This window comes from Methylibium sp., from assembly GCF_031393925.1.
Lineage (GTDB): Bacteria > Pseudomonadota > Gammaproteobacteria > Burkholderiales > Burkholderiaceae_C > Methylibium.
In genome coordinates this window covers 1-11,537 of sequence record NZ_JANMWL010000272.1, presented here as the reverse complement: position 1 = coordinate 11,537, position 11,537 = coordinate 1, and the positions used below count along the sequence as shown (strand labels likewise).

Here is an 11,537-nt window from a genome sequence, read left to right as displayed (position 1 = left end):
ACCTTGGCTGAGGGTTGGACGCGCAGCGACACCGTGGCGGGGTGGCAGCGGCGGGCGGCGGAGCTGCCGGCCGACGTGCCGGCGGTGTTCGCGCTGCTCGCGGCGTGAACGCGGCATGAGCGCCGCGCGAGTGACCTGAGCGTGCTTGCAGCGCAACCGCAGTTTGAACACGACTCGAACGCGTGCGCTCTTACTTGCCGCCCAACAGCGAGCTGAGTTTTCGCTTCGGCTTGATATAGCGCGAGAGGCTGCTCGACGACGCGCCGCTCGCCTGCACCGGCGCGTCCCACACCGGCTCGGCCGCGGCCTGGGCTTCGTAGGGGCGGCTGAAGAACGGGTCGGCCGGGGGAGCCGACGGGCTGTAGCGGCGCACTGGCGCGGGCGCAGGCGCGCGCTCGGCGACGCGGGTGTCGGCGCGGGATTCGGCACGCGCCTCGTCGCGCGGCGCCTCCTCGCGCCGCGGCGGGCGACGCGGGCGCTCGTCGTCGAGCTCGAGCGGCTCGATATCGAGCTTTTTCTTGATGAGCTTTTCAATGTCGGACACGAGGCGGCTGTCGTCGCGGTCCACCAGGGTGATCGCCAGGCCAGACTGACCCGCCCGGCCGGTGCGCCCGATGCGGTGTACGTAGTCCTCGGCATTGAACGGCACGTCGAAGTTAAAGACGGCCGGCAGGTCGCGGATATCAAGCCCCCGCGCAGCCACGTCGGTAGCCACCAGCAGGTCGACCTCGCCCGCCTTGAAGGCCGCCAGCGCCTTCAGGCGCTCGTCCTGCGACTTGTCGCCATGCAGCGCCTGGGTGTTCAGGCCGTCGCGCTCGAACGCGCGCGCCAGCCGCGCCGCACCGAGTTTGGAATTGACGAACACGAGGCTTTGCGAGATCTCGCGCGTGCGCAGCAACTGGCGCACCGCAGCGCGCTTGTCGTCTTCTTCGACGCGGTAGAAGCGCTGCTCGACGGTCGACGCGGTGGCGTTGGGCCGGGCCGTCTCCACCAGGATCGGATCCTGGAGGTAGCTCTGCGCCAGCTTCTTGATCTCGGTCGAAAAAGTGGCCGAGAACAGCAGGGTCTGGCGCTGCTTTGGCAGGTAGCTGAGGATGCGCTGCAGGTCCGGCAGGAAGCCGATATCGAGCATGCGATCGGCCTCGTCGAGCACCACGTACTCGACCTGACCCAGCGAACAGTTCTTGGCCTCGATGTGGTCGAGCAGCCGCCCCGGCGTGGCGATCAGCACCTCGACGCCGCGTTTGAGTTCGGCCGTCTGCGGCTTCATGTCGATGCCGCCGAACACCACCGTGGCCCGAAGGCTGGTGTGCTTGGCGTAGGTCTTGACGCTGTTGGCCACCTGGTCGGCCAGCTCGCGCGTGGGGGTGATCACCAGCGCGCGCACCGGGTGGCGAGCCGGGGAGACGCTCGCGGTCTCGTGGCGCAGCATCTTTTGCAGGAGCGGTAGCGCGAAGGCGGCGGTCTTGCCTGTGCCCGTCTGGGCGGCACCCATCACGTCGCGCCCCGCCAGCACCAGCGGAATGGCCTTGGCCTGGATCGGCGTCATGATCAGGTAGCCGGAGTCGGCGACCGCGCGCAGCAGCTTGGGATCGAGGGCCAGGGTGTCGAAGCGGGCCGGGGGCGCCTCGGGGAAGAGCGCGTCAGACGGCGCCAGCGTGGATTCGTTTTGCATGTGCGCCGATTATCGGCGAGGCCGGTGGCCAACCGTGCAGGCGGGTTTCAGCGCCGAAAGATCAGCCAGCGCGGCACCCGAAAGCGCACGATCATGCCGTAGAGCACCGTGTAGGACAGCGCGAACACGACGATGAACGCACCGAGCACGCGCGAGTCGTCCCAGAACAGCACCGCCGGCAGCACCGCCATCATGCAAAGCATCCAGAGGTAGGGCGACGTCATCGAGTTGCGCCGCGTCAGCAACTTGGCGTCGCGGCTGCCCACCGCCCAGCGCAACAGTCGGCGGTACACGAGGCTGTGCAGATGCACGCCATCGGGCGCCCCCACGGCGCGGCCTTGCACGAGCTTGCGCCGGTACATGGAGAACAGCGTCTCGAACACCGGGTAGATCGCCATCAGCAGCGGAAACAGCGGCGAGACCTGCGGGTTGCGCTGCAGCAGCAGGATGCTCAACTCGGCCATGAAAAAGCCCAGGAAATAGGCGCCGCCGTCACCTAGGAAAATCAGGCCCGCAGGGTAGTTCCAGATGAAGAAGCCGAGCGTCGCACCGGCCCCCACCACGGCAACCACCTGCAGCGACGTGTCGCCGACCTGCGCGGCGACGTAGCTGATGGCCAGCAGCATCATCACCACGCACATCGAGGCGAGGCCGTTGAAGCCGTCGATGATGTTGATCGCGTTCGCGATGCCCGACACCACGAACACGGCGAGCAGTGCGGCGCCGAGGGGGAACGCGGCAATCCAGTCCAGCCCCCACAGGTCGGTGCGCGTGATCGTGGCTTGCAGCAGAAGCACCGCCAGCAGCGCCGACAACGCGGTGGCCGCCAGGCGCCTGCGGGGGGAGACGCGCTTGGTCAGGTCTTCAATCAAGCCGGCGGCGAACGCCGGGGCGCCGCACAACAGCAGCCAGATCGCCAGTTCAGCGGGCTCATGCACACCCGCCCACCACAGCGCCCCCGTCGCCGCCAAGAGGCCGGCCACGATGCCCAGTCCGCCGACGCGCGGCACCGGGCTGGTGTGAAATTTTTGCGGGCCCGACAAGTCATGGTCGGCCGAGAACCGCGAGTGCGTTCGAGCCGAGCGCACCACCAGCAAGGTCACGATCGCGGATGCACCGAAGGCGCACAGAAAAAACAGCATCGGGCGAGTGTAGCCAGCGCCCTTGAAGGCCTGGAATCCCCCGCATTCGCGGCCGCTTCGCGGGCACTCGCCCCGCTATAGTGCCTTCGCCTTTTCGGTGAACTCGCAACCCTCATGCACTCCATCGTTCCCGTCATCCTGGCCGGCGGTTCGGGCACCCGCCTGTGGCCGCTCAGCCGTGCGCTCTATCCCAAGCAGTTCCTCGCGCTCAATGGACCGCAGACGCTGTTCCAACAGGCGGTGATGCGGCTGGCCGCGCTCGCAGGCGACGCGGTCGAGGTTGGCGCCGCGCTGGTCGTCGGCAACGAAGAGCACCGCTTCATGGTGCTCGACCAGCTGCGTGAGATCGGCATCCACGACGCGACCTTGCTGCTCGAGCCGACCGGGCGCAACACCGCGCCGGCACTCACGCTCGCCGCGCTGGCCGCCCGCACCAATGCCGGCGGCGATGACCCGATCCTGGTCGTCACCCCGGCGGATCAAACGGTCGTCGATGCGCCCGCCTTCACGGTGGCGCTGCGTGCGGCCATCGAGGCGGCGGCCGATGGCAGCCTGGTCACGCTCGGTGTGCCGCCGACCCGCCCCGAAACCGGCTTCGGCTACATCCACAGCGGCGACGGCGGCGATGCAGGTGCGGTGCGAACGGTGCAGTCCTTCGTCGAGAAGCCCGACCTTGCCACCGCCGAGCGCTACCTTGCCGATCGCGCCTACGCCTGGAACAGCGGCATGTTCGTGCTGCGCGCTTCGGTCTGGCTGGCCGCGCTGGAGCGCTTTCGGCCCGACATCGCGAGCGCCACCGCCGCGGCCTGGGTGGCGCGCTCGAGCGATGCGAGTTTCATGCGACCGGACAAGGCCGCGTTCGCCGCGATCCCCTCCGAATCGATCGATTACGCGGTGATGGAGCCGTGCTGCAGCAACAAGGGTGCAGTGAGCAGCGGCAACGGCGCTGGCTTTGCCGTCAAGATGGTGCCGCTGGACGCCGGCTGGAGCGATCTCGGCGCCTGGGACGCCGTGTGGCAGGTCAGCGAGCGCGACGCCAGCGGCAATGCGTCGCGCGGCGACGCGATCATCGAGAACAGCCGCAACACGCTGGTGCATGCGACCAGCCGGCTGGTCAGCGTGGTCGGCCTGGACAACGTGGTCGTGGTCGAAACGCCCGACGCGGTGCTGGTGGCCGACCGCGACCGCAGCCAGGATGTGAAGCAGATCGTCGCGCAACTGCAGCGCGCCTCGCGCAGCGAAGCCACGCTGCACCGCCGCGTACACCGCCCCTGGGGCTGGTACGACAGCATCGACCACGGGCCGCGCTTCCAGGTCAAGCGCATCCTCGTCAAGCCGGGCGCAACGCTGAGCCTGCAGATGCACCACCACCGCGCCGAGCATTGGATCGTGGTGTCGGGCACCGCCCAGGTGACCTGCGGCGACAAGAAGCTGCTGCTCACCGAGAACCAGAGCACCTACATTTCGCTCGGCGAGAAGCACCGCCTGGCCAACCCGGGGAACATTCCGCTGGAGATCATCGAAGTGCAGTCCGGCAGCTACCTCGGCGAGGACGACATCGTGCGCTTCGAGGACACCTACGGCCGGGTCGCGGTCGAGCCCAAAGCATGATCCTCGTCACCGGTGGCGCCGGCTTCATCGGCAGCAACTTCGTGCTCGATTGGATCGCCGCCACCGGCGAAGCGGTCGTCAACCTCGACTTGCTCACCTACGCCGGCAACCTGCGCAACCTGGCGTCGCTGCGCGGCAACGCGCGCCATGTGTTCGTGCAGGGCGACATCTGCGACCGCAACCTCGTCGACCGCCTGCTGGCCGCGCACCGCCCCCGCGCGGTGCTGCACTTCGCGGCCGAGAGCCATGTCGACCGCTCGATCCACGGGCCCGGCGCCTTCATGCGCACCAACGTCGAGGGCACGTTCGCCTTGCTCGAAGCGACGCGCGCCTATTGGTCGGCCTTGCCCGGTGGAGCGAAGGCCGGCTTTCGCTTCCACCACGTCAGCACCGACGAGGTCTACGGCTCCCTGACACCGGACGCGCCGGCCTTCACCGAAAGCCATGCCTACGAGCCCAACAGCCCGTACTCGGCCAGCAAGGCGGCCAGCGACCACTTGGTGCGTGCCTGGCACCACACCTACGGCCTGCCGGTCATCACGACCAATTGCTCCAACAACTACGGCCCCTATCACTTCCCCGAGAAACTCATCCCGCTGATGATCGTCAACGCCCTGGCCGGCAAGCCGCTGCCGGTGTATGGCGATGGCCGGCAGATCCGCGACTGGCTCTACGTCACCGATCACTGCAGCGCGATCCGCGCCGTGCTGGAGCGCGGCCGGCTCGGCGAGACCTACACCATCGGCGGTGGCAACGAGCAGGCCAACATCGACATCGTGCACCGCGTCGCTGCGCTGCTCGACGAGCTGCAGCCGAGCGCTGCCGGCCCCTATGCGCGCCTGATCACGCACGTGGCCGACCGCCCGGGCCATGACCGCCGCTACGCGATCGATGCGCAGAAGATCGAACGCGAGCTGGGCTGGCGCCCGACCGAAACCTTCGAGACCGGCATCCGCAAGACCGTGCAGTGGTACCTCGCCAACACCGACTGGGTGGCCGACGTGCAAAGCGGCGGCTACCGCGACTGGCTCGCCACCAACTACGCCGCGCGATGAAGCTGTTGCTGCTCGGCAAGAACGGACAGGTCGGCTGGGAGCTGCAGCGCGCGCTCGGCGTGCTCGGCAGGGTGACGGCGCTCGACTTCGACAGCACCGAACTCAGTGCCGATTTCAGCCAGCCCGAGTCGCTGGCAGCCACCGTGCGGGCGGTGCGGCCCGACGTGATCGTCAATGCCGCCGCGCACACCGCCGTCGACAAGGCCGAGAGCGAGCCGGCGCTGGCGCGCACCCTCAACGCCACCGCGCCCGGCGTGCTGGCGCGCGAAGCCGCCGCGCTCGGGGCCTGGCTGGTTCACTACAGCACCGACTACGTGTTCGACGGCTCGGGCCACCAAGCGCGCGATGAAGAGGCACCAACCGGGCCGCTCTCGGTCTACGGCTCGACCAAGCTCGAAGGCGAGCAAGCCATCCGCGCGAGCGGCTGCAAACACCTGATCCTGCGCACCAGCTGGGTCTATGGCGCGCGCGGCGGCAACTTCGCCAAGACCATGCTGCGCTTGGCGGCCGAGCGCGACACGCTCAGCGTCATCGACGACCAGTTCGGCGCACCGACCGGTGCCGACTTGCTGGCCGACATCACCGCGCAGGCGTTGCGCCAACTGCGCGAACGCCCGGCGCTGGGCGGCACGTATCACGCGGTGGCCGCCGGTGAGACCAGCTGGCATGGCTATGCGCGCTTCGTGATCGAGGCCGCGCGAGCGCGCGGCCAGGCCATCAAGGTCGCGCCCGAGGCCGTGGCGCCAGTGCCCACGAGCGCCTTTCCCACGCCGGCCCGGCGGCCGCTCAATTCGCGCCTGGCCACGCACAAGCTGCGGGCGGCGTTCGGCCTGCACCTGCCGCCCTGGCAGCAGGGCGTCGAGCGCCTGTTGGCCGAGATAACAAGCGCCTCCTGAGGACACTCGCATGCAACGCAAAGGCATCATCCTGGCCGGCGGCTCCGGCACGCGGCTGCATCCGGCCACCCTGGCCATGAGCAAGCAACTGCTGCCGGTTTACGACAAGCCGATGGTCTATTACCCGCTCAGCACCTTGATGCTCGCGGGCATCCGCGACATCCTCCTGATCAGCACGCCGCAGGACACGCCGCGCTTTCAGGCGTTGCTCGGCGACGGCACGCGCTGGGGCATCAACCTGAGCTACTGCGTGCAACCCAGCCCCGACGGCCTGGCGCAAGCCTTCATCCTCGGGCGGCATTTCGTCGGCGGACGACCGAGCGCGCTGGTGCTCGGCGACAACATCTTCCACGGCCACGACCTGCAGCGCCTGCTGCGCAACGCCGCCGAGCGCGAAAGCGGCGCCAGCGTGTTCGCCTATCACGTGCATGACCCCGAACGCTACGGCGTGGTGGCCTTCGATGCCGAGCATCGCGCCATCAGCATCGAAGAAAAGCCCGCGGTGCCGAAGAGCAACTACGCAGTGACCGGCCTGTACTTCTACGACGAGCAGGTGTGCGACATCGCGGCCGACATCAAGCCTTCGCATCGCGGTGAACTGGAGATCACCGACGTCAACGCGCGCTATCTCGCGCAGCAGCAGCTCGGTGTGGAAATCATGGGGCGCGGCTATGCCTGGCTCGACACCGGTACCCACGACAGCCTGCTCGAAGCCGGCCAGTTCATCGCCACCCTGGAAAAACGCCAGGGTTTGAAAGTGGCGTGCCCGGAGGAGATCGCGTTTCGCTCCGGCTGGATCAGCGCCGAGCAGCTGCAAGCGCATGCCCGTCCGATGCTCAAGAACGGCTACGGTCAGTACCTCATGAAGGTGCTGAACGAGCAGGTGTATTGAGATGACCACCCCCACGCGCCTTCGGTGCCGCCTCCCGCGGGAACTGAGATGAAGGTCACGCCGACCTCGCTGCCCGAAGTGCTGCTGATCGAGCCCAAGGTGTTCGGCGACGCCCGCGGCTTCTTCATGGAAAGCTTCAACCAGCAGGCGTTCGACGCGGCGGTGGGCCATGCGGTCGCCTTCGTTCAGGACAATCACTCGCGCTCCGCCCGCGGCGTGCTGCGCGGCTTGCACTACCAGCTGCCGCCGCACGCGCAAGGCAAGCTGGTGCGCGTGACCAGCGGCTGCGTCTTCGACGTGGCGGTGGACATGCGCCGCAGCAGCCCGCGTTTCGGGCGCTGGGCGGGCGGCGAACTGAGCGCCGACAACCACCACCAGCTGTGGATCCCGCCGGGCTTTGCGCACGGCTTCCTGGTGCTCAGCGACACGGCGGACTTTCTTTACAAGACCACCGATTACTACGCGCCGCAGGCCGAAGGCAGTGTGCGGTGGGATGACCCGGCGTTGGGCGTCGTCTGGCCGGATGCCGGCGTCGCGCCCGTGCTCTCGGGCAAGGATGCGGCTGCCCCGTTGCTCGCCACGGCCTTGGCGTTCGAGTAAGGCAGCGCGACGGCGCGCCGTCGGCGCGCCCATGCCAGTGGGTACACTTCGCCGCTTCGACCCGGGGGCTCTTTTATTCCGCCGCGCGGATGCTTAAGACCCACGCGAAAACGACTCCATGCCTGAACTGATCGCACAATTCTTTCGGCCACGATCGACCCGCTCTCGCGTCTGCCGGTGGCTGGCTCGACTGGCGTCGGTCGCCGTGATTTTGCTGGCGATGGATCCCGCCGCACTGGCGCAGAGCATCTACTCCCAGGAGCGGGACAACAACGACACGCAGGGCCCGATCCGCCTGCGCCAGCCGACCAACACCAACCCGCGCTCGGTCGACACCGACGGACGGGAGCGCGACGAGTTCGACGAGCGCCTGGACCGCGAAGATCGCCTCGATCGCTCCGAGCGCCCGGACCGGCGCCCCGCCACCGATGATGCATTCGACACAAGGCGAGGCGATCGGCCCCGCACTCGCCGCGCGCCGGTCGACGAATTCGAAGCCTATGCGCGTCGCCTGGCCGGCCAGACCGACGAACGCGACTTCAACCTGCTGCGCCGCTTTGGCGCCGAGCTCATCACGGGCCGCAGTGAGCCCGACCGAGGCAGCGCCTTGGCACCCCCCGACTACCTCGTGGGGCCGGGCGATCAAATTCAGTTGGTGCTGTGGGGCTCGGTCGACGCCGACCTGCGCGTGCAGGTGGACCGCAGCGGCCGCATCAACATCCCTCGCGTCGGCTCGGTGACGGTGGCCGGCGTCCGCTACGGCGACCTGCCCGACGTGATCCGGCAACGCGTGGCGCAGGTCTTCCGCAACTTCCAGCTCAGCGTTTCGCTCGGGCAGCTGCGCGGCGTGCGTGTCTACGTGACCGGTTTTGCGCAAAGACCCGGCTCCTACAACGTGAGCAGCCTGTCGACCATCGTCGGGGCCCTGCTGCGCGCCGGCGGTCCGGCCGCGGCCGGGAGCTTTCGCGACATCCAGCTACGTCGCGGCAAGCAGCTCGTGACCAGCTTCGACCTCTACGACCTGCTGCTCAAGGGCGACCGCAGCGCCGACCGCATCGTCCAGGCCGACGACGTGATCCACATCGGCCCGGTGGGCACGCAGGTGGCCCTGATCGGCAGCGTCAACAAGCCGGCGATCTTCGAGCTGAAGGCGGGCGACACGGTGGCCGACGTGCTGGCCATGGCAGGAGGCTTTACTGCCGTGGCCGACCGCAGCCGCCTGGGTGTGCAGCGGCTCGAGCAGCGCAGCACGACCGGCATCGCCGAGCTGCCGCTACCGCAGTCGCAAGGCGTTACGCCGAGCGGCGGCGACGTGCTGCGCGCCTTCAGCTCGGTGGAGGCGGTGCTGCCGGTGGCGCTGCAGAACCGGCGCGTGCGCGTCGAAGGCGAAGTCGCGAACCCAGGCGAGTACGTGCTACCGGCGCAAAGCACCATCAACGACGCCCTGCAGGCCGCCGGCGGCCTGACCGCCTACGCCTACGTGTTCGGCACCGAATTCAGCCGCGAGAGCGTGCGCATCACGCAGCAGGAAAACTACGAACGAGCACTGCGCGACCTGGAAACCGAGTTCGCCAAGGCCACCACCACCCAGCGCGCCCTCAGCGCCGACGAGGCCGCCACCCAGGCCGCGCGCGGCACGGCGACCACGCGCCTGATCGAGCGGCTGCGCACCATCAAGCCAAGCGGCCGCATCGTGCTGCAATCGCCACCCGAAACCCGCTCGCTACCCGACCTGGCGCTCGAGGACGGCGACCGTGTCTACGTGCCGGCGCGGCCCACCACCGTCGGCATCTTCGGCAGCGTGTTCAACAGCGGCAGCTACCTGTACAGCCAGGGCCGCCAGGTCAACGACTTCGTGAGCCTGGCCGGCGGGCCCACGCGCGGCGCCGACCCGGGCAGCACCTTCGTGCTGCGCGCCAACGGCAGCGTAGTGAGCGCGCGCCAGCGCAGCAACTGGCTCGGTTTTGGCGGCAACATCGACCGGCTCGAAGCGTTGGCCGGCGACACCGTGTTCGTGCCCGAGGAGATCAACAAGACCAGCTGGACGCAGGAGCTCAAGGAATGGTCGCAAATCTTCTACCAGTTCGGCCTGGGGGCGGCGGCGATCCGGACGCTGCAGCGCTGAGATGGCGGCGACGATGGACAGCAAGGCGCGCCGCGACAGTGCGAGCGACGAAACCTGGGACGACGGCCCCGAAATCGGCTTGTGGGAGCTTCTGCAGATCCTTGGCGAGCATTGGAAACTGATCGTCGCCGGCACGCTGCTGGCGGGCGCCGGGGCATTCGGCATTGCCAGCCTCATCGCACCCACGTTCACGGCACGCACGACCTTGCTGTCGCCCCAGCAGCAACAAAGCGCGGCGTCAGCAGCGCTTTCGCAGTTGGGGGCGCTCGGCGGCCTGGCTGGCCTGGCGGGCGGCTCTGTCAAGAGCCCGGCCGAGCAGTACGTGGCATTGCTGGAAAGCGTGACAGTGGCCGACCGCATCATCGACGCCTACAAGCTGCTCGAGGTCTACGACGCGAAGTATCGTCAAGACGCGCGCAAGGCACTGAAGAGCAACGTGCGTATCGCCGCCGGCAAGAAGGACGGCATGCTCAGCATCGAGGTGGACGACCACGACCCGCAGCGCGCAGCCGCCATGGCCAACAGCTACGTCGAGGGCCTGCGTCAGCTGACATCGACGCTGGCCGTGAGCGAAGCGCAGCAGCGCCGAGTGTTCTTCGAGCAGCAGTTGGAGCAGACCAAGGACAAGCTGACGAAGGCGCAAGTCGCGCTGCAAAGCAGCGGCTTTTCGCAGGGTGCACTCAAGGCCGAACCCAAGGCGGCAGCCGAAGGCTATGCGCGCCTGCGCGCCGAGGCCACGGGCGCCGAAGTGCGGCTGCAGAGCATGCGCCGCATGCTCGCAGAGGGCGCGCCCGAGCTGCTCCAGCAGCAGGCAACGCTTGCCGCGCTGCGCGATCAGTTGGCGCGCGTGGAGCAGCGTGACACGGCCGGCAACGACTCGGGTTACGTGGGCAAGTACCGCGAGTTCAAATACCAGGAGACGCTGTTCGAGCTGTTTGCGCGGCAGTACGAGCTTGCACGGGTGGATGAGAGTCGCGAGGGTGGCCTCATCCAGGTCGTGGACGTCGCAACACCGCCCGAGCGAAAGAGCAAACCGAAACGGTCGCTGATCGCACTCGCGGCCGCCCTGTTTTTCGGGCTGGCACTGAGCGGATTCGCGATCGTTCGCGACATACATCGAAAAAAATGGAACGCAACGCCAAAGTCTTCGTGACCGGTCATCGTGGGATGGTGGGCAGCGCGATCGCGCGCCGGCTGGCAAGCGCCGGCTACACCAACCTCCTGACGCGCAGCCGCGGGGAGCTCGACCTGCTGGATCAGCGCGCGGTGCATGATTTCCTTTCACAGGAACAACCCGACTACATCTTCATCGCGGCGGCCAAGGTCGGTGGCATTCAGGCGAACAACCAGTACCGCGCTGATTTCCTGTACGAGAACCTGGTGATCGAGGCCAACCTGATTCATGGCGCCCACCAGGCCGGCGTGCAGCGTCTGATGTTCCTGGGCTCGAGCTGCATCTACCCGCGCGACTGCCCGCAGCCGATCAAGGAAGACTACCTGCTGACCGGCCCGCTGGAGCCGACCAACGAGCCGTACGCGAT

Annotated in this window: 10 protein-coding genes; 8 read left to right on the top strand and 2 right to left on the bottom strand. The window is 68.1% G+C overall.

The annotated features are described in order from the left end of the window. Window positions 1-190: 190 nt before the first annotated feature. Both RMO12_RS14260 and RMO12_RS14255 read right to left on the bottom strand, forming a co-directional pair. The gene (locus tag RMO12_RS14260; RefSeq protein WP_309639792.1) at window positions 191-1,675 is read right to left on the bottom strand and encodes a DEAD/DEAH box helicase; all 1,485 of its coding nucleotides are present in this window, start codon (window positions 1,673-1,675) and stop codon (window positions 191-193) included. Between the two features lie 47 nt (window positions 1,676-1,722). Next, entirely contained in the window at window positions 1,723-2,817 is a 1,095-nt protein-coding gene (locus tag RMO12_RS14255; protein WP_309626318.1) for a glycosyltransferase, read from the bottom strand. 114 nt (window positions 2,818-2,931) lie between these two features. Between RMO12_RS14255 and RMO12_RS14250 the strand changes: the two genes are divergently transcribed. The 8 genes from RMO12_RS14250 to RMO12_RS14215 all read left to right on the top strand — a co-directional run. Further along, window positions 2,932-4,428 carry a mannose-1-phosphate guanylyltransferase/mannose-6-phosphate isomerase gene (locus tag RMO12_RS14250; RefSeq protein WP_309639791.1) on the top strand — a complete coding sequence of 499 codons (1,497 nt, stop codon included), beginning with the start codon at window positions 2,932-2,934 and terminating at the stop codon, window positions 4,426-4,428. Further along, a complete protein-coding gene (rfbB, locus tag RMO12_RS14245; RefSeq protein ID WP_309639790.1) occupies window positions 4,425-5,483 on the top strand; it encodes a dTDP-glucose 4,6-dehydratase in 1,059 nt (352 codons plus the stop codon). Before RMO12_RS14250 ends, rfbB begins: the two co-directional genes overlap by 4 nt. After that, window positions 5,480-6,379: a dTDP-4-dehydrorhamnose reductase gene (rfbD, locus tag RMO12_RS14240; RefSeq protein WP_309625534.1), complete on the top strand. Its 900-nt coding sequence runs from the start codon at window positions 5,480-5,482 to the stop codon at window positions 6,377-6,379. Before rfbB ends, rfbD begins: the two co-directional genes overlap by 4 nt. 10 nt (window positions 6,380-6,389) lie before the next feature. Beyond that, window positions 6,390-7,271 (top strand): glucose-1-phosphate thymidylyltransferase RfbA, encoded by an 882-nt coding sequence (gene rfbA, locus RMO12_RS14235; RefSeq protein WP_309639789.1) that lies wholly within the window; start codon window positions 6,390-6,392, stop codon window positions 7,269-7,271. Between the two features lie 48 nt (window positions 7,272-7,319). Then, window positions 7,320-7,871 (top strand): dTDP-4-dehydrorhamnose 3,5-epimerase, encoded by a 552-nt coding sequence (gene rfbC / locus RMO12_RS14230; protein ID WP_309639788.1) that lies wholly within the window; start codon window positions 7,320-7,322, stop codon window positions 7,869-7,871. Window positions 7,872-7,989: 118 nt separating this feature from the next. Next, window positions 7,990-9,996: an SLBB domain-containing protein gene (locus RMO12_RS14225; protein ID WP_309639787.1), complete on the top strand. Its 2,007-nt coding sequence runs from the start codon at window positions 7,990-7,992 to the stop codon at window positions 9,994-9,996. 13 nt (window positions 9,997-10,009) lie between these two features. Continuing rightward, entirely contained in the window at window positions 10,010-11,149 is a 1,140-nt protein-coding gene (locus RMO12_RS14220) for a Wzz/FepE/Etk N-terminal domain-containing protein (protein WP_309639786.1), read from the top strand. After that, window positions 11,122-11,537, top strand: a 416-nt coding sequence (locus RMO12_RS14215) for an NAD-dependent epimerase/dehydratase family protein (protein ID WP_309639785.1), incomplete at its 3' end; no start/stop codon positions are given. The genes RMO12_RS14220 and RMO12_RS14215, both read left to right, overlap by 28 nt.

What these genes read in the sequence shown, in the direction of transcription:
- RMO12_RS14250 (WP_309639791.1), top strand. Translation starts at nt 2,932, where the DNA reads ATGCACTCCATCGTTCCCGTCATCCTGGCCGGCGGTTCGGGCACCCGC.
- RMO12_RS14220 (WP_309639786.1), top strand. Translation starts at nt 10,010, where the DNA reads ATGGACAGCAAGGCGCGCCGCGACAGTGCGAGCGACGAAACCTGGGAC.
- rfbB (WP_309639790.1), top strand. Translation starts at nt 4,425, where the DNA reads ATGATCCTCGTCACCGGTGGCGCCGGCTTCATCGGCAGCAACTTCGTG.
- RMO12_RS14260 (WP_309639792.1), bottom strand. Translation starts at nt 1,675, where the DNA reads ATGCAAAACGAATCCACGCTGGCGCCGTCTGACGCGCTCTTCCCCGAG.
- RMO12_RS14225 (WP_309639787.1), top strand. Translation starts at nt 7,990, where the DNA reads ATGCCTGAACTGATCGCACAATTCTTTCGGCCACGATCGACCCGCTCT.
- rfbC (WP_309639788.1), top strand. Translation starts at nt 7,320, where the DNA reads ATGAAGGTCACGCCGACCTCGCTGCCCGAAGTGCTGCTGATCGAGCCC.
- rfbA (WP_309639789.1), top strand. Translation starts at nt 6,390, where the DNA reads ATGCAACGCAAAGGCATCATCCTGGCCGGCGGCTCCGGCACGCGGCTG.
- rfbD (WP_309625534.1), top strand. Translation starts at nt 5,480, where the DNA reads ATGAAGCTGTTGCTGCTCGGCAAGAACGGACAGGTCGGCTGGGAGCTG.
- RMO12_RS14255 (WP_309626318.1), bottom strand. Translation starts at nt 2,817, where the DNA reads ATGCTGTTTTTTCTGTGCGCCTTCGGTGCATCCGCGATCGTGACCTTG.